General features: G+C 33.3%; 16 protein-coding genes. 9 read left to right on the forward strand and 7 right to left on the reverse strand.

The annotated features are described in order from the left end of the window. Window positions 1–23: 23 nt before the first annotated feature. Together ACYSNM_RS04690 and pyrE are read right to left on the reverse strand one after the other, a co-directional pair. Window positions 24–416, reverse strand: a complete 393-nt coding sequence (locus tag ACYSNM_RS04690) for an SRPBCC family protein (protein ID WP_461754065.1) — start codon at window positions 414–416, stop codon at window positions 24–26. A gap of 26 nt (window positions 417–442) precedes the next feature. Further along, the gene (gene pyrE / locus ACYSNM_RS04695) at window positions 443–1084 is read right to left on the reverse strand and encodes an orotate phosphoribosyltransferase (protein ID WP_461755838.1); all 642 of its coding nucleotides are present in this window, start codon (window positions 1082–1084) and stop codon (window positions 443–445) included. A 7-nt stretch (window positions 1085–1091) separates the two neighbouring features. On the opposite strand from pyrE, the gene ACYSNM_RS04700 reads away from it, so the two are divergent. Then, a complete protein-coding gene (locus tag ACYSNM_RS04700) occupies window positions 1092–1700 on the forward strand; it encodes an NUDIX hydrolase (protein ID WP_461755839.1) in 609 nt (202 codons plus the stop codon). A gap of 46 nt (window positions 1701–1746) precedes the next feature. On the opposite strand, the gene coaD is transcribed toward ACYSNM_RS04700, so the two are convergent. Together coaD and ACYSNM_RS04710 are read right to left on the reverse strand one after the other, a co-directional pair. Then, window positions 1747–2199, reverse strand: coding sequence for a pantetheine-phosphate adenylyltransferase (gene coaD / locus ACYSNM_RS04705; RefSeq protein WP_461754078.1), 453 nt, complete (start codon window positions 2197–2199; stop codon window positions 1747–1749). A 6-nt stretch (window positions 2200–2205) separates the two neighbouring features. Further along, a complete protein-coding gene (locus ACYSNM_RS04710) occupies window positions 2206–3186 on the reverse strand; it encodes a D-alanine--D-alanine ligase (RefSeq protein WP_461755840.1) in 981 nt (326 codons plus the stop codon). A gap of 125 nt (window positions 3187–3311) precedes the next feature. Between ACYSNM_RS04710 and ACYSNM_RS04715 the strand changes: the two genes are divergently transcribed. From ACYSNM_RS04715 to purB, 6 genes are all read left to right on the forward strand, one after another. Further along, entirely contained in the window at window positions 3312–3905 is a 594-nt protein-coding gene (locus tag ACYSNM_RS04715; protein WP_461755841.1) for a PASTA domain-containing protein, read from the forward strand. Window positions 3906–3922: 17 nt separating this feature from the next. After that, entirely contained in the window at window positions 3923–4981 is a 1059-nt protein-coding gene (locus ACYSNM_RS04720) for an RluA family pseudouridine synthase (RefSeq protein ID WP_461755842.1), read from the forward strand. 127 nt (window positions 4982–5108) lie between these two features. Beyond that, the gene (tilS, locus tag ACYSNM_RS04725; protein WP_461755843.1) at window positions 5109–6425 is read left to right on the forward strand and encodes a tRNA lysidine(34) synthetase TilS; all 1317 of its coding nucleotides are present in this window, start codon (window positions 5109–5111) and stop codon (window positions 6423–6425) included. A gap of 26 nt (window positions 6426–6451) precedes the next feature. Continuing rightward, window positions 6452–8407: a protein-disulfide reductase DsbD family protein gene (locus tag ACYSNM_RS04730; RefSeq protein ID WP_461755985.1), complete on the forward strand. Its 1956-nt coding sequence runs from the start codon at window positions 6452–6454 to the stop codon at window positions 8405–8407. Window positions 8408–8740: 333 nt separating this feature from the next. Continuing rightward, window positions 8741–9598 (forward strand): DUF2911 domain-containing protein, encoded by an 858-nt coding sequence (locus tag ACYSNM_RS04735; protein ID WP_461755844.1) that lies wholly within the window; start codon window positions 8741–8743, stop codon window positions 9596–9598. Between the two features lie 73 nt (window positions 9599–9671). Then, window positions 9672–11015, forward strand: coding sequence for an adenylosuccinate lyase (gene purB / locus ACYSNM_RS04740; RefSeq protein ID WP_461755845.1), 1344 nt, complete (start codon window positions 9672–9674; stop codon window positions 11013–11015). Window positions 11016–11602: 587 nt separating this feature from the next. Here purB and lpdA read toward each other — a convergent pair. From lpdA to truA, 3 genes are all read right to left on the reverse strand, one after another. Continuing rightward, entirely contained in the window at window positions 11603–12994 is a 1392-nt protein-coding gene (lpdA, locus tag ACYSNM_RS04745) for a dihydrolipoyl dehydrogenase (protein ID WP_461755846.1), read from the reverse strand. Window positions 12995–13338: 344 nt separating this feature from the next. After that, window positions 13339–15093 (reverse strand): ABC transporter ATP-binding protein, encoded by a 1755-nt coding sequence (locus ACYSNM_RS04750; RefSeq protein ID WP_461755847.1) that lies wholly within the window; start codon window positions 15091–15093, stop codon window positions 13339–13341. Then, on the reverse strand, window positions 15090–15827 hold the full coding sequence (truA, locus tag ACYSNM_RS04755; RefSeq protein ID WP_461755848.1) for a tRNA pseudouridine(38-40) synthase TruA: 738 nt from the start codon (window positions 15825–15827) through the stop codon (window positions 15090–15092). Before truA ends, ACYSNM_RS04750 begins: the two co-directional genes overlap by 4 nt. A 254-nt stretch (window positions 15828–16081) precedes the next feature. Between truA and ACYSNM_RS04760 the strand changes: the two genes are divergently transcribed. Further along, a complete protein-coding gene (locus tag ACYSNM_RS04760) occupies window positions 16082–17350 on the forward strand; it encodes a M64 family metallopeptidase (protein ID WP_461755849.1) in 1269 nt (422 codons plus the stop codon). Between the two features lie 191 nt (window positions 17351–17541). Then, a complete protein-coding gene (locus ACYSNM_RS04765) occupies window positions 17542–18051 on the forward strand; it encodes a metallophosphoesterase family protein (protein ID WP_461755850.1) in 510 nt (169 codons plus the stop codon). Window positions 18052–18075: the final 24 nt, after the last annotated feature.

Genomic DNA, 18075 nt, shown 5'->3' on the forward strand with positions numbered 1-18075 from the left:
ATCGGTTTTTTTATTTAGGTTTCTTATAGTTTAACCATATTGCTTGAAAGAGCTTCTATGAATTTACTAATTGGACCTTTTACCATCATAGCCATCATAGGATTAAAGCTACCTTCAAAATCCAATTGAATCTCACAATTGTTATCGTCTAATGCATGGATATTACCAGTTAAAGTAAAGGGAAGTTTATCACTAGCTGCTCCAAGAACTACTTGAGAAAAAGGAGTCTGTGATTTTTTCTTTAATTTAATTTCAGGCATACCTTTTAAAGCAAAAATAAAGGAATCATCCGATGTAACTTCAAATTTAGCGATAGACTCAGGCATTAAAGTTTCAAAGTTTTTAATGTCGTTCAAAGCATTGAAAATCTGCTCAGCTGATTTACCTACTTTTATTTTAGGACTTTGTAAATTCATAGTAATTTGTTTTATAGGTTAATGTATTATTGGTTCCAAACCGATGGATCTTCTCTCCATTGCATTAAAGTTTGCATATCTTGATCTGCAATATAGTTTTGTTCAACCGCTGCCTTTAGTAAAGAGCTATAATTACTTAAAGTAGTTAATTCAATACCTGCATTTGCAAAGTTGTCTTTAGCAATTTGGAACTCATAAGTAAAGATAGCTGCCATTCCTAAAATAATAGCGTCATTTTCTTTTAAAGCTTCTACTGCTTGTAAAGAACTTTTTCCTGTACTAATTAAGTCTTCAATTACTACTACTTTTTTTCCTGGCTCTAAATGTCCTTCAATTTGGTTTTTTCTACCGTGCTTTTTTGGTTCTGGTCTAACGTAAACAAAAGGCAAATTAAGTGCTTCTGCTACTAATAATCCAATTCCAATTGCTCCTGTAGCAACTCCAGCAATTACTTCTACATCTGGATATTTTTGTAAAATATTTTTAGAAAACTCTTCTTGAAGGAATTTTCTAATTGCAGGAAAGGATAATGTGATACGATTATCACAGTAAATTGGCGAATTCCACCCAGAAGCCCATATAAAAGGATTTTTTGGATTTAATTTAATTGCGTTAATTTGCAAAAGCGATTCGGCCGTTTTTTGTGCTGTTTCTTTATTAAAAATCATAATACAAATGTATAAAGTTTTTGTAAACGACAAACCATTGTTCTTAACTGATAAGATCGAGAAAGAAACCGATTTTCAATTGTTTTTATTGAACAGTGTCGATATTGACAAAATTATCATTAAATATTTTCAAAATAAAATAGATAAGGCTTTTTTATACCATCCAGATGAAAAAGAGATTTTAAAACAGATAAAAGCTAAGATTCCGGTGCAAAAAGCTGGAGGTGGAGTAGTGTTTAATCCAAAAGGGGAAGTTTTATTTATTAAACGTGGAGGCAAATGGGATTTGCCAAAAGGTGGTACGGAAAAAAATGAAACCATGGAGCAAACCGCTATGCGTGAAGTAGAGGAGGAAACTGGGGTAGGAAATTTAAAAATTGTAGAAAAACTTCCTAAGACCTACCATATTTTTAAGCGCAATGGGAAATATCGTTTAAAGATTACCTCTTGGTATAAGATGACTTCGGACTTTCAAGGCGAATTAATAGCCCAAAGTGAGGAGGGAATCGAGCAAGTGAAGTGGAAGAGTGTCAAGCAAATTCATAAAGCTATGGATAATACTTATGAAAATATACGCCTGATCATTGATGGATTAGATATTTTACATGAAGAATAACTATAAAAAAAAGGCTGTTTTTAATTAAACAGCCTTTTTTTTATAGTTATATTCTTACAGAACTTGGAACTAACTTAGTATAATCTCCTTTATTTCTTATAACGTCTCTAACGATACTAGAGGAAATAAAAGAAGTACTAGCAGCAGTAAGTAAAAATACTGTCTCCATCTTGGTTAAAAAGCGGTTGGTGTGAGCAATAGCTTTTTCAAATTCGAAATCGGCTGGGTTTCTAAGCCCACGTAAAATGAATTGAGCATCTATTTTTTCACAAAAATCGGTAGTTAATCCTTCATAAGTTACTACTTCAATTTGAGGGTTACCTTTAAAGGCTTGTTCAATAAAATGCTTTCTTTGTTCTAAAGAAAACATGTATTTTTTATCGGAGTTCACTCCAATGGCAACTACAATTTTATCAAATAAAGGTAATGCTCTATTAATAATATCTACATGCCCATTGGTAATTGGGTCAAAAGAACCTGGGAAAACTGCTTTTCTAATCATTTGTTATTGGTGTTTTTCTAGGGCTAATTCAATAGCATTACTAAATAAATCTTTTAAAGATATTCCTCTTGCATTTGCTTGTTGAGGTAATATACTTCCATTGGTTAATCCAGGCACGGTATTCATCTCTAATAAAAAAGCAACATCATCTACTAAAATAAATTCACTTCTAGAGAAACCATCCATATTAAGTATCTTATAGATACGAGTAGCTTCTTCTATGATGTGTTGCTCTACTTTTTCACTTATGTTAGCTGGGGTAATTTCTTGACTTTTTCCTTCGTATTTGGCCTGGTAATCAAAAAAGTCGTTCTCAGAGATAATCTCCGTGATTGGTAATACGGTAATTTCCCCTTTATAATTGATAACACCAACAGAAAATTCTCTACCATCTAAAAAGCTTTCGATGATAATTTCATTGTCTTCTTTATATGCAAGCTCAATTGCTTTGTCTAATTCCTGGGAGCTTCTCACTTTGGAGATACCAAAGGAAGAACCAGATCGGTTAGGTTTAACAAAACAAGGAAGTCCAACTTTATGAATAATAGCCTCAGTGTCGATTACATCTCCTTGATTTAAGTAGTAAGAGATAGCTGTTTTTATACCATAGGGTTTTAAAACAGATAGCATATCTCTCTTATTCATCGTAAGAGCACCTTGGTAAGAATCACAAGAAGTACAAGGCATACCAATTAATTCAAAGTAAGCTTTCATTTTCCCATCCTCACCAGGAGTTCCATGAATTGCATTGAAAACAACATCAAATTGGATTTTTTGGCCTTTATAATTAACAGAGAAATCATTCTTGTCTATTGGAAATTCCAGACCTTGTTGATCTACATAAACCCATTTATCTTTAAATATATGAACACAATAAGGAATGTACTCTTGAGGGTCTAAGGTATCAAAGACCACTTTTCCACTAGCCAAGGAGATCTCAAATTCACTAGAATAGCCTCCCATTATAATCGCTACATGCTTCATTTGGAAATGTTTTTAAATTAAATACCAGCTAAATATATAGCCTTTGTTATTGTAAACAAATTTATAACAAAACCAAGAAACAAAAAATGTTTTCGATTTTATATCTTTGCTAAAAATCAATAACTATGAAATTATTTAAATTTTTGGTAAGCAAAGCTTTTTTTAGGTCGATTATCATTGCCGTAATATTAGCTGTGGTAAGTGTTTTTGTCTTATTAGAGTGGCTTAAGAACACCACTAATCACGATCAAAAAATTGCAGTACCTGAATTAATTCAATTAGATACCGAGCAAGCCCAAGGGGTTTTAGATAGTAGTAAATTGCAGATGGTTGTTTTAGATACTTTAGAGTATGATAAAAACTTACCTCCTTTTACTATTTTAGAGCAAGACCCTAAGGAGCATTCTTTTGTAAAACAAGGGAGAAAAATATATGTGAAGATTAATGCTGGAGGATATGGAAATATTATCCTTCCAAATTTAGAACATTTGACCTATCGTCAAGCTTTAGCAACTATTCATTCTTTGGGATTAATTCCAGGGAGTATTACCTATAAAAGTTTTATTGGGAAAGACGTTGTTTTACAAGTTTCTCAAAAGGGGCAAGTTTTAAAAGAGGGAGATAAAGTAGTTAAGAACTCCGTGATTAACTTTGTATTGGGAGATGGCCGTGCTCCTTTATCGGCTGAAGAACTGGATAGAGCACCAGGGATTGATTAATAAATCATTAGAAATAGATGCAACAACAAGATTTTGATATGTTCGAAGATTTCGAACAAAACACACCGAACTCTGAATTATTCGAACACTATAGGTTTGAAGCAGGAAAGGGACAAGCTCCACTTCGCGTGGATAAGTTTTTAATGAACTTAGTGGAGAATGCCACTAGAAATAAAATTCAACAAGCAGCGGCTAATGGCAATATTTTTGTCAATGAAGTTGCAGTAAAATCTAACCATAAGGTTAAAGCAAATGACGTTGTAAGGGTACTTATGGAGCAACCTCCATTTGAAAACCATATTATACCGGAAAATATTCCTTTGGATATTGTTTATGAAGATGACACTTTACTTGTAATAAATAAACCTGCTGGACTGGTAGTACATCCAGGACATGGAAATTATACAGGTACTTTAGTTAATGCTTTAGCATACCACTTTGAAAACCTACCGCTAAATTCAAGTGAGCGTCCAGGACTTGTACACCGTATTGATAAAGATACAAGTGGTTTATTAGTTATTGCTAAGACCGAAAGTGCTATGGCAGATTTACAAAGACAATTTGCTGAAAAAACTACAGAGAGAAAATACATTGCTATAGTATGGGGTAATGTGGAACAAGAAAATGGAACAGTGGAAAGTTACATTGGTCGTCATGTAAAAGATCGTATGCAAATGGCTGCTTTTGAAGATCCAGAAAAAGGTAAATGGGCAGTAACGCATTACCAAGTATTGGAGAGATTGGGATATGTTACTTTAGTTTCTTGTCAATTAGAAACTGGACGTACCCACCAAATTAGAGTACACATGAAGCATATTGGTCATACTTTATTTAATGATGAGAGATATGGTGGTAATATTATTTTAAAAGGAACAACTTTTACAAAATATAAACAATTTGTAGATAACTGTTTTAGTCTATTACCAAGACAAGCTTTACATGCGCAAACTTTAGGTTTCGAACACCCAGTTACAAAGGAATTCATGCGTTTTGAATCCCAGATACCTACTGAGATGACTCAAGTAATAGAAAAATGGAGAAATTATGCCCATAACTCTATTATCGAGAATGAATAATAATAAAAGCCACAAATTAAAATTGTGGTTTTTTTTTTGTTAAATTGTTTGTTTATGTGAGCTTGTAAAGCTTATTTTTACGCTTTAGTAATTTACATTTATCCATTTTTGTGGAGGTCTTTTTACAATGATCGAAGAATTTAAAAAACACCTAACAACACATTTTGCCCCACTTTTTAACGCAAAATTGCTCTTAGCTATTAGTGCGGGGGTAGATAGTGTGGCTTTATGTCATTTGTGTAAAGCCTTAAACCTTGATATTTCTTTGGCACATTGTAATTTTCATCTAAGAGATTCTTTTAGTAATGAGGACCAAAGGTTCGTAGAGGATCTAGGAAAAGACTTAAACCTAGAGGTTTTTGTTAAAGAATTCGACACAGTGGGCTATGCTAAAGAAAACAAACAATCCATTCAAATTGCCGCAAGAGAATTGCGATATACTTGGTTTGAAAGTCTTGCAAAACAGCATGGGTTTGATTTTGTTTTAACAGCACATCACTTAGATGATAGTATTGAAACTTTCTTTATTCATTTATCAAGAGGAACAGGGATCGAAGGGTTAACTGGTATTCCAAGTAGTAATAAATCCATTGTAAGGCCTTTATTAGCTTTTACAAGAGAAAACATTATGGCCTATATGTTGGCTAATAACTACCCTTGGAGAGAAGATCATACCAATGCACAAAATAAGTATTTAAGAAATAAAATACGCAATCAAATTGTCCCTCTCTTTAGAGAACTACCAGGAGATTTTACCTCTGCGTTTTCTTTGACTCAAGAAAATTTAAAACAAAGTTTTCAATTAAGTCAAGATGCCCAAAAATGGGCTTATGAAAAAGTAGTTCACAAAAAAGGGGATGGCCTTTATTTTAATATAGAGCAAATCAAGCAATTATCTAATGCAAAAGCTTATTTGTATCAGTGGTTACAACCTTATGGTTTTAGTGCTTGGTCAGATATTGTGGATTTATTAGATGCTAGAAGTGGAAAACATATTTTAGCTAAAGAATATATATTACTAAAAGACAGGGAATATTTAATTCTTAAAAAAGCGGATGAATTAAATTTCGAAGCACATAAAGAGTATAGTATTGACAACAATACGTATATTACCGACCCAATTAAATTAGAGATGAAAAGCTGTAGTAAAGATGAGGTGTCCTTTAACAATAATGTTGTTTACCTAGATGCCGATAAGCTTAGTTTACCTTTAAAAATAAGGAAAGTTCAGCCAACAGATCGGTTTATGCCATTGGGAATGAAGGGAACAAAAAAGGTGAGTAAATTTTTTAAGGATCAAAAATTAGATCTTTTTCAAAAAAAGCAAACCTGGGTTGTTACCAGTAAAGACCAAATCGTTTGGGTAATAGCTCATCGATTGGATGATAGATTTAAAGTTACAAGTTCAACACAAAACATTATTAAATTAGAATTAACAGTATGAGAAAATTTATTTTTATTTTCTTTTTAATGATTACTTCTTTGCAAGCATCTGCTCAGATGTTTGAAAATCCATCGGTATGGAAGTCTTCAATTGAAAAGAAAAGTGATACAGAGTATATTATTACTTGGAATGCCACTGTAAAGGAAGGATGGCATATCTACTCACAATACACCCCGGAAGGTGGGCCATTACCTTTAGAATTTATTTATAATAATCAAGAAGGGAATTATACCCCAATTGGAAAAGCTTCAGAGAGTGAAACTGCTACAAGTTTTAATGATATCTTTGGAGTAGATGAAACTTATTTTGTTGGAGACATCACTTTAGTTCAGACAATTTCTTTAGATCATCCAGATGTAACTACTTTACAAATTGAGGTGGCTTACCAAGTTTGTGAAGAAGTATGTATTAACCAAAGTAATTTATTTGTATACGATTTAAAGACATTAACCACCACAGAGGTTCAAAATTTCGAGGATATTGTTGCTACAGATAATACAGTTGTAAAACAAGATACTGCAGATGTTCAAGGAAATAAAACTATTAAAAAAGAGGAGCAAAAAGGATTATTTACTATCTTTTTCTTTTCTTTCTTATCTGGTTTTGCAGCCCTTTTAACTCCTTGTGTATTCCCAATGATTCCAATGACAGTTAGCTTTTTTACTAAACAAAGTAAAACTCGCGCAAAAGGAATTAAGAATGCAATTTTCTATGGACTATCTATCATATTTATTTATGTTATTTTAGGAACGATTGTAACAGCAGTTTTTGGAGCAGACTCTTTAAATGAGTTGTCTACAAGTGTAACTTTTAATATTGTTTTCTTTATTATTTTAATTGTTTTCGCAAGTTCTTTCTTAGGAGCTTTTGAAATCATGTTACCAAACTCTTGGGCAAATAAAGTAGACTCTCAAGCGGATAGAGGAGGACTTATTGGAATCCTATTCATGGCTTTAGCCTTGGCTATTGTTTCTTTCTCTTGTACAGGTCCAATTGTAGGAACTTTACTTGTAGAGGCAGCATCTAAAGGTGGAATTGCACCAATTGTAGGAATGTTTGGTTTCTCATTGGCTTTAGCTTTACCATTTATGTTATTTGCAATGTTCCCAGGTTGGTTAAACTCTATGCCACGTTCTGGAGGATGGTTAAATACAGTGAAGGTATCTTTAGGGTTTTTAGAATTAGCTCTTGCTTTCAAATTCCTATCCAATGCAGATTTAGTGTTACAAACGCATTATTTAGAAAGAGAAATATTCTTGGCAATTTGGATCGCTATCTTTGGTCTATGGGGCTTATATTTACTTGGGAAAATACGTTTACCACATGATAGCCCAACCGATAGTATATCTGTAGGTAGATTGTTCATGGCTATTTTAGTGAGTGTGTTTACCATTTATATGATACCAGGACTTTGGGGTGCCCCATTAAAACTTATCTCTGGATTCCCACCTCCTATGACTTATAGTGAGAGTCCTTATGGAGTAGGAGCTAAGGGTGGTTCAGGTGGAAGTACAACTAGTATTGGAGCATTACCTGATGGTGCTAAATTAGGAGCTCATGATATTATGGCCTTTACCGATTACCAAAAAGGAATGGATTATGCCAAGAGTGTAAACAAGCCTGTACTATTAGATTTCACTGGCTTTGCTTGTGTTAACTGTAGAAAAATGGAAGATTATGTATGGTCAGATGCTAGTGTACAAAGTATCTTGAAAAACGAAGTAGTGTTAATTTCACTATACGTTGATGATAGAAAAGAGCTTCCAGAAAATGAGCAATATATTTCTAAGACAAGTGGAAAAAAGGTAAAGACAATTGGTAATAAATGGAGTGATTTCCAAATGGAAAACTACCAAGCTAATGCTCAACCTTACTACATTATTTTAGATGAGAATGGTAAACGTTTAAGTGAGCCTGTAGGTTATATGCCTGATATTTCTGAATACCAACAATGGTTAAGAAACGGTGTAGATAAAAAATAAAACACAATAAAAGTGGGTATTTGTAACTAACAAATACCCACTTTTTATTTTACAGAATTGCAAGGCTCGAAATTAAGGGTGGTTTATATTTTAATAAAAAGGGAGTTGGTGGCTTAATAGTTTTTCTCTACTTAAAGCGCCCTCTTTTTGTAGGGGGTTTTTACAATGCTAAATAAAACATAAATGCCTTTTATACACTTTAAAGCCCAGGGAAATGAACATTGTTTTTCGTATATTTGATAGGGTAATAACCTGGGGGAAAAAGAAGCTCATTTATGGCACTTTTTTTGTATATACTTCAGGAAATATAGAACAATTTAATTTTAAGTACAGATGATACGCAATATGATGCTTTTTGGGATTTTCTTGTTAAGTATAGTTTCCCAAGCCCAAGTACTTACCCCACAAACTAGCCCTAAAGCTAAAGTGGAGCAAATAGTAGGATTAACCCAAGTGAATGTAGAATATTCTCGCCCAAACGTAAAGGATCGTTTGGTTTTTGGAGATTTAGTCTCTTATGGGAAGTTATGGAGGACAGGGGCTAATAACAATACGGTTATTACCTTTGCAGATGATGTAGAAATTCAAGGGAAGACCTTAGAAAAGGGGTCTTATGCCTTATACAGTATTCCTAAAGTAACCCAATGGGAGATTATTTTTTATAAAGATATTTCTAATTGGGGATTACCAGAGGTATGGGACCAAGACAAAGTTGCCTTATCGGTAAATGTCAAGGTAGAAAATACCCAAAGAAAACAAGAGAGTTTTACCATTGGAATTAATGAGTTATCTATCGATGGTGCCTCTTTAGAATTAATGTGGGATTATGTTGTGGTATCGGTTCCTTTTAAGGTACCAACTAATGCTATTGCTATGCGTTCTATAGAACAAACTATGGAAGGACCTTCGGTAGTAGATTACTATAGTGCTGCGGAATATTATTATGCAACCAATCAAGACCCTAATGTAGCTCTTTTGTGGATAGATAAAGCTATTGAAAAAGAACAAGGACAAACTCCTTTTTATTTTTTACGTTTAAAATCACAACTACTGTCGCGTCTTAACTTAAAACAACAAGCCGTTGAGGTAGCTACTCAGGCTTTAGAATTAGCCAAACAATTAAATAATGCCGATTATATTAAATTAAGCCAAGAGTCCATAAAACTATGGTCTACAGAGATTGGTTCTTAATTTTTTGTCGTATTCTTTTTTAAGATTTTTTTTAAAATACTATCTTTGCTAGTATAACAACACAAACTAAGTCATGCTTACAGAATTAAATGCTATTTCTCCAATTGATGGGAGATACAGAAGTAAAACAAAAAGTTTATCCAATTATTTTTCAGAAGAAGCCTTAATTAAATATAGGGTTTTAGTGGAGGTAGAATACTTTATTGCATTGTGTAATTTAGAATTACCTCAATTGAAAAATGTGGATCCTGCTGTTTTTTCCTCTTTGAGAAAATTATATGAGGACTTCACTAGCCAGGATGCAATTTGGATCAAGGACAAAGAAAGAATTACCAATCACGATGTTAAAGCCGTGGAGTATTTTGTAAAGCAAGCTTTTGATCAATTATCCTTAGAACCTTATAAAGAGTTTATCCACTTTGGATTAACTTCTCAGGATATTAATAATACGGCTATTCCACTTATGCTTAAAGGTGCCTTTTTGCAGGTATACATGCCATTATTAAATAAGTTAATTCTTAAAATAGAGGATCTAGCAAAACTTTGGCAAGATGTTCCAATGCTTGCTAGAACACATGGTCAACCAGCTTCTCCGACTCGTTTAGGAAAGGAGATAAATGTATTTGCAGTTCGTTTAAAAGAACAATTACACTTATTAGAGCAAGTGCCTTTTGCAGGTAAGTTCGGTGGTGCTACTGGGAATTTTAACGCACATAAGGTTGCTTATCCTTCTATGGATTGGAAGCAATTCGGTACTGACTTTGTAGAGTTGAACCTTGGATTAAAACACTCTTATCCAACTACGCAAATTGAGCATTACGACCATATGGCTGCTTTTTTTGATGCATTAAAACGTATTAATACAATTTTAATGGATTTAGATAGAGATATGTGGAGTTATGTTTCTATGGATTATTTCAAACAAAAGATAAAAGAAGGAGAGATTGGTTCTTCTGCTATGCCACATAAAGTTAATCCGATTGATTTTGAAAACTCAGAAGGAAATTTAGGGTTAGCTAATGCAATGTTCGAGCATTTATCGGCTAAATTACCAATATCACGTCTACAAAGAGATTTAACAGATAGTACTGTTTTAAGAAATTTAGGTGTACCAATCGGACATACTATTATTGCTTTTGAATCAAGTATTAAAGGGTTAGATAAATTACTTTTAAACGAAAGTAAATTTGAGCAAGATTTAGAAAATAACTGGGCTGTAGTTGCTGAGGCGATTCAAACTATTTTAAGAAGAGAAGCTTATCCTAATCCGTATGAAGCCTTAAAGGACTTAACTAGAACTAATCAGGTGATTAACAAAGACTCTATTCATGCTTTTATTGAAACCTTAGAGGTAGATCAAGCAATAAAAGAAGAGTTGAAAAATATTTCCCCAAGTAATTATTTAGGGATAAAATAAAAATAATTTCCAATACGTAAAGTAAGTTTACTTTTACTTATTGTTATATACATAAGGTAAATCCTATAGTGCATAGTAGCTATAGGATTTACCTTTTTTTATATCAAAAGGTTAACCGGTATAGTTATCTATTTTAGTGCAATTATAAAGGATACATACACCCATTAGCATCTTAAGGGTATATAAATAATTAACGCTTGTAGAGTGAACTATTCACTTCTAACAAGCGTTTGCTGTGCTTTTAAAGAATATGCCTTTAAAAGACTCTTGCGTTTTAATCTCTTTTTTAGATTCTGATTTTCCCTATTTGCTTTTTTTGGTTAATTCCTAAAATACCAAGTACTATTAAAAAGATAGCTGTTATGGTATTTAGCAAGTCCATTTGTTTTTTAAATAGTAGAAAATCTAGATTTTTAATGAATAAAATCACCCCAACGACCAGAATTAAAAATGATATCACTTTTAATAAACTAACGTAAGACCGACCCATAAAGATTAGTTTAAAGAATTAATAAGGGATAAATGTATGAAAATAAAAAGGTCTATCAAAACTTGATAGACCTTTTATAATTATTTAAAATACTGTATTACATGTGGATAACTTCACCGTAAGCATCTGCTACAGCTTCCATAACCGCTTCACTCATTGTTGGGTGAGGGTGAACTGCTTTTAAGATTTCATATCCTGTTGTTTCTAGTTTACGTGCTACAACTGCCTCAGCAATCATATCTGTAACTCCAGCTCCAATCATATGACATCCTAACCATTCTCCATATTTAGCATCAAAGATTACTTTTACAAATCCATCTGCTGCACCAGAAGCTTGCGCTTTTCCAGAAGCAGAGAATGGGAATTTTCCAACTTTGATATCATAACCAGCTTCTTTAGCTTTAGCCTCTGTCATACCAACAGATGCAATTTCAGGAGAAGCATAAGTACATCCAGGGATGTTTCCATAGTCTAATGGCTCTACGTGTAATCCTGCGATTTTCTCCACACATAAAATACCTTCTGCAGAAGCAACGTGTGCTAAAGCTTGTCCAGGTACTACATCTCCAATAGCATAGTATCCAGGGATATTTGTTTGGTAGAATTGATCTACAACAATTTTATCTCTATCGGTAGCAATTCCAACTTCTTCTAAACCAATGTTTTCGATGTTAGTTTTAATACCTACTGCAGATAAAACAACGTCAGCTTCTAAGATTTGTTCTCCACTGGCTGTTTTAACAAATGCTTTTACTCCTTGGTCCGTGTTTTCTACTCTTTCCACAGAAGCATTAGTCATAATTTTGATACCAGCTTTTTTCAAAGAACGCTCCATTTGCTTAGAAATATCTACGTCTTCTACTGGAACAATGTTTGGCATATATTCTACAATAGTAACATCTGTTCCCATTGAATTGTAGAAATAAGCAAACTCTACACCGATAGCTCCTGAACCTACTACAATCATCTTTTTAGGTTGCTCAGGTAAAGTTAATGCTTGACGGTATCCAATTACCTTTTTACCATCTTGTGGAAGGTTAGGTAATTCTCTAGAACGAGCTCCTGTTGCAATGATAATATGATCAGCGCTTAATTCGCTTACTTTACCATCTTTATCAGTAACTTGTACTTTATTATTTTTTAATACTTTTCCAAATCCGTTAATGATTTCGATTTTGTTCTTTTTCATTAAGAATTGAACTCCTTTACTCATACCTTGAGCAACGTTTCTAGAACGCTCTACAACAGCTTGGAAATCTTTATCCACATTTCCATCGATGGTTAAACCATAATCAGAAGCATGTTTAAGGTATTCGAATACTTGAGCAGATTTTAAAAGTGCCTTTGTTGGGATACATCCCCAGTTTAAGCAAATACCACCTAGACTCTCTTTTTCAACTACAGCTACTTTAAAACCTAATTGTGATGCTCTAATAGCAGTAACGTAACCCCCTGGGCCACTTCCTAAAACAATAATATCGAATTTCATATGTATATATTCTGTATTTAACCCTACGAAAATAATCAATTATTTCCGTTGAAAAAACTTTAGAGGTTAAAACTTGATTTTTGTGGCTTTGTATTATTTTAATTCCCCTTAAGGTTTTTTTGAAATTAATTAGAGAATAATTATAAAGGGTGGGTATATTTTGTTTAAAACCTATTATTAGTAAAAAGATTAGCGCATAATTCGTAGGATGCTTATGATTATTTAGTTTTAAAAAGATCCATACCTTAATGGCTTAAAATGATTTTAAAGGCAATAAAAAAGGAGTATATACCCTTGAAAGATGTATATACTCCTTGATTAAATATAAGAATACTTAGGTGGAATTAGGCTACTTGATTAGCATTAAATTGAGAGTCATATAGTTTTTTATAATAACCATTCTCAATGGTTAATAATTCACTATGTGTTCCTTTCTCTACAATATGTCCTTTTTCCATCACAATAATTTGATCTGCGTTTACTACTGTAGCCAAGCGATGGGCAATAATAATAGAGGTTCTATTTTTAGTTAAAGTCGCTGTCGCTTTTTGTAATAGTTCTTCCGAATGTGTATCTATAGATGAGGTTGCCTCATCTAAGATAAGTATACTAGGGTCACTTATATACGCTCTTAAAAAGGCAATTAATTGTCTTTGCCCAGAGGATAGCATAGCTCCTCTTTCTTTTACATTGTAATTGTACCCCGAAGGAAGAGTCATAATAAAATCATGTATGCCAATTTCTTTAGCAGCAGCTTGTACTTTCTCCAAGGAGATTGTGGAATTATTAAGGCGTATATTATTTAAGATACTATCGCTAAAAAGGAAAACATCTTGCAACACAACGGCAACTTGCTTTCTCAAAGATTCTAGTGTAAAGTCTTTGATATCGGTTTGATCTATTTTGATACTTCCTTTATCTATATCATAAAAGCGGTTAAGTAAGTTGATGATTGTACTTTTACCAGCTCCAGAGGAACCTACAATAGCTACGGTACTTCCAGGCTGTATATGTAAATCAATGCCTTTTAATACTGGTGTATTAGCAATATAGCTAAATTCTACCTTTTCCAGTTGTATGTCTCCTTTGAAAGGTTTGGCAATAATTTTACCTGTATCAGGCATACTATCGTCTGTTTCTAGGATTTCAAATACTCTATCAGCTGCTACAATTCCCATTTGCATCACATTGAATTTATCGGCAATTTGACGCAATGGGTTAAACAACATAGAAATTAGCATTGTATAGGCGAATAAGTCTCCAAAACTAGTAGTGTTATCCCCTTGTACAATAGACATTCCTCCGTACCATATCACAAAACCTAAAGTTAAAGAAGATACTATATCTGCTATAGGGAAGAAGATGGAGTTAAGTAGAATGTTTTTAAGCCATGCTTTATTGTGTTTTTCGTTGATTTCCACAAACTTTTGATATTCAATGTCTTCTCTGGTAAAAAGTTGTACTATTTTCATACCAGTTAATCTTTCTTGTACAAAAGTATTTAAGTTGGAAATTTGTGTCCTAACTTCATTAAAAGCTGTTTTCATTTTCTTTTGGAAAACACGCGTAGCGTAAAAGATAATTGGCATAGCTAGTAAAACAATAACGCTTAATTGCCAGTTCATATACAGCATAATACCAAAGACAACTACCATTTTCAAAAGGTCACTTACAATCATAAAAAGACCTTGTGAAAAAATACTAGCGATGGATTCTATATCTGATACAGAGCGGGTTACTAATTTTCCAACCGGTTCATTATCGAAATAACGCATTTTAAAATGCAGGATCTTCTTAAAGAGGTCTTCGCGAATGTCTTTGACTATATCTTGACCTAACCAAGAGGCCCAGAAGGTGAAAAAATACTGGGAAGCTACCTCTAAAAGTAAAACTATTCCCATAAGACCAACATAAATCAGTAAACCGGGTTTGTCTTGAGGTTGCACGTAATTATCCACTGTTTGCTTAAGCATATAAGGACGAGCGGCAGCAAAAATAGATAAAGAGATGGCAAAGACAATTACCCAATTGAATCTATTTTGATAGGCCTTTGCATATTTTAATACCTTTTTTAAGGAATTAGATTTCTTTTGTTTCATAGATAAGGATAGCTTACTTTGGTTAAGAATAGCGCTTTTCCAGGTACGGAGAATCCCGCCTTGGAACGGTCTTTACTTTCGATAATACTATGGATGTGTTCTACCGGAATTTTTCCTGTGCCCACCTCTAATAAAGTACCAACAATTGCTCTTACCATATTTCGTAAAAAGCGATTAGCTTTTATAGTAAATACAATTTTGTTGTCACTTGTTTTTTCCCAATAAGCCTTTTCAATGGTACAGTTAAAAGTGAATACATCAGAATTGGTTTTTGAAAAACATTCAAAATCTTCATAATCCAACAATAGTTGTGCGGCTTGATTCATTTTATCTATATCTAGCTTTTTATAAAAATAATAGCTAAAAGCATTACAAAATGCATCCTTATGGGTATGTATGTGATATTGGTAAGTTCTTGCTGTGGCATCAAAACGCGCATGAGCTTGGTCTTGTACTTGCGTTATAGAGTAGATTACAATGTCACTTGGTAAAAAGGAATTCATTTTGGAAATGAGTTTTTCTTTATCAAAATCCAAAGGATAATCAAAATGGGCAAACATTTGTTTTGCATGTACTCCACTATCTGTTCTACCAGCTCCCACTAGTTCAATAGGCTGCTTTAAAAGCGTTGAAATAGCATGAGTTAGTGTTTGTTGTACTGTAATAGCATTAGGTTGTATTTGCCAACCGTGGTAAGCAGTACCATCATAAGCGAATTCTAAAAAATATCTCAAAATGATTTGTATTTCTTTATAAAGAGCAAATATACTTCAAAAAGGTGACTACCTTAAAGATGTTATTATAAAATTAGCATGTGCAAGGGGTTGCAAAAGGTCTCTTTAGGGAGGATATGTGTTTCGTAAATACCCAGATAGGTCTTACTTTAACTAAAAAAGTAGGAGTACAAAGTAGGGTAAAAATGGTTTTTAAGAAATAAAACATTTACATTTACTAGCTTAATAACCTAACCAATAATTATTACTTATTTATGAAAAAAATTCTTAGCTCTATAGCCCTTTTGATAGCTATGTGCGCACAGGCGCAGAACTTTCAAGATCACTTTGAGGATAAAACATTACGCTTAGATTATGTTTTTGGAGGTAATGCACAAGGTCAACAAATCCTTCTAGATGAATTATCCTCTTTGCCAAAGTGGGCTGGAAGAACTCATAATTTATCCGAAAACCACTTACAGGGTAACGGACAAGTAAGGGTTTATGACGCTCAAAGTAAAGAGTTAATTTATACCAATAGCTTTAGTACTTTATTTCAAGAGTGGCTATCTACTGATGAGGCGAAAAACCAAACTAGAAGTTATGAAAATACATTCTTAGTACCTTTCCCTAAAAATAAAGTAGAGGTTGAATTAGTTTTATTTGGGGCTCCTGGAGAAGTAGTTACTTCTTTAACCCAACAAATTGATCCCACTGATATCTTAATCCATGCTAAAGGAGAAAAGGACGTTACCGATCATGTGTATTTACGTAAAGCAAAAGACCAATCTAAAGCCATAAATGTAGTATTTGTTGCCGAAGGATATACAAAGGATCAAATGGATAAATTTGTAGAAATGGCTAATTTATCTATAGATGCAATTTTATCTTACCAACCTTTCTCTAACTATGCAGATCGCTTTAACTTTATCGCTGTAAAGAGTCCTTCTGTAGATACTGGAGTAAGTGTTCCTAGAGAAAATAAGTGGATAAAAACTGCAGTGGAATCCAATTTCGATACCTTTTATTCCGAGCGCTATTTAACAACTAACCGCATTAAAAAATTACATGATGCTCTAGCAGGTATTGACTATGAACATATTATTATTTTAGCCAATACAGATGTGTATGGAGGAGGAGGAATCTACAATGGATATACTTTAACTACAACTGGTCATCAAGCTTTTAAACCTGTTATTGTGCATGAATTTGGACATAGTTTTGCAGGATTAGCAGATGAGTATGCTTATACCAATGATGCTTTAAGTGAATTTATTTCAGAAGATACGGAACCTTGGGAGAAAAACATTACCACTTTAAAAGACTTTGATCAAAAGTGGGGTAAATTATTAAAGCCAGGTACTCCTGTTCCAACGGATCTTAAGGATGCTGCAAAATATCCAGTAGGGGTATATGTTGGGCCTAATGAGAAAAAAATCTATAAACCTGCTGCAGATTGTAGAATGAAAACCAATACTTACCATGAGTTTTGCCCAGTATGTCAAGATGCCATAGAACAACTTATTTTATTTTATACCGAATAATAGATTTTCGTTGGCTTATTTATAGTAGGCACAAAGAAAACAAACCATAAAAACGACCCCAAAAAAGATTCCTTTTTGGGGTCGTTTTTTATAACAAAGTCTCCTAGGTTGATCACTAAAGTATAGGTATAGGCCGGGTAGTTTTGTTATTTAATGTATTTTTGTAAATCTAGTTTTTTAAAAAATACAGTATGCGTAAAATACTACTGCTTAGCGATACACATAGTCATATGGATGACTCTATTTTGAAATATGTAAAGATGGCCGATGAGGTTTGGCATGCAGGTGATATTGGAAATATGGAAGTAGCCGAGCAAATACAACAATACAAACCTTTAATTGCAGTTTATGGCAATATAGATGGTAAAGACCTTAGAATGGAATTCCCGCAGGATGTTGTTTTTACTTGTGAAGGGATGAAGGTTTTTATGACACACATTGGAGGGTATCCTGGTAAATACAATCCAAGAGTAAAAGAAATATTAAAGCAGCAAAAACCAGATATCTACATCTGTGGGCATTCCCATATCTTAAAAGTACAATATGATAAGGATCTAGGAATTCTGCATTTGAATCCTGGAGCTTGTGGAATAAGTGGTTTTCACCAAGTAAGAACCATGCTGCGATTTAGTATTGATGCAAATCAAATCAAAGATTTAGAGATTATCGAATGGCCTAAAAACAAAAAAACCGAACAATAAATGTTCGGTTTTTTTAACGCACTA

Source organism: Myroides sp. LJL116, from assembly GCF_054871685.1.

Bases quoted from the DNA above. Each gene is read 5' to 3' on its own strand.
- ACYSNM_RS04690 (WP_461754065.1), bottom strand. From the start codon at position 416: ATGAATTTACAAAGTCCTAAAATAAAAGTAGGTAAATCAGCTGAGCAG.
- pyrE (WP_461755838.1), bottom strand. From the start codon at position 1,084: ATGATTTTTAATAAAGAAACAGCACAAAAAACGGCCGAATCGCTTTTG.
- ACYSNM_RS04700 (WP_461755839.1), top strand. From the start codon at position 1,092: ATGTATAAAGTTTTTGTAAACGACAAACCATTGTTCTTAACTGATAAG.
- ACYSNM_RS04710 (WP_461755840.1), bottom strand. From the start codon at position 3,186: ATGAAGCATGTAGCGATTATAATGGGAGGCTATTCTAGTGAATTTGAG.
- ACYSNM_RS04715 (WP_461755841.1), top strand. From the start codon at position 3,312: ATGAAATTATTTAAATTTTTGGTAAGCAAAGCTTTTTTTAGGTCGATT.
- ACYSNM_RS04720 (WP_461755842.1), top strand. From the start codon at position 3,923: ATGCAACAACAAGATTTTGATATGTTCGAAGATTTCGAACAAAACACA.
- tilS (WP_461755843.1), top strand. From the start codon at position 5,109: ATGATCGAAGAATTTAAAAAACACCTAACAACACATTTTGCCCCACTT.
- ACYSNM_RS04730 (WP_461755985.1), top strand. From the start codon at position 6,452: ATGATTACTTCTTTGCAAGCATCTGCTCAGATGTTTGAAAATCCATCG.
- ACYSNM_RS04735 (WP_461755844.1), top strand. From the start codon at position 8,741: ATGATACGCAATATGATGCTTTTTGGGATTTTCTTGTTAAGTATAGTT.
- purB (WP_461755845.1), top strand. From the start codon at position 9,672: ATGCTTACAGAATTAAATGCTATTTCTCCAATTGATGGGAGATACAGA.
- lpdA (WP_461755846.1), bottom strand. From the start codon at position 12,994: ATGAAATTCGATATTATTGTTTTAGGAAGTGGCCCAGGGGGTTACGTT.
- ACYSNM_RS04750 (WP_461755847.1), bottom strand. From the start codon at position 15,093: ATGAAACAAAAGAAATCTAATTCCTTAAAAAAGGTATTAAAATATGCA.
- ACYSNM_RS04760 (WP_461755849.1), top strand. From the start codon at position 16,082: ATGAAAAAAATTCTTAGCTCTATAGCCCTTTTGATAGCTATGTGCGCA.
- ACYSNM_RS04765 (WP_461755850.1), top strand. From the start codon at position 17,542: ATGCGTAAAATACTACTGCTTAGCGATACACATAGTCATATGGATGAC.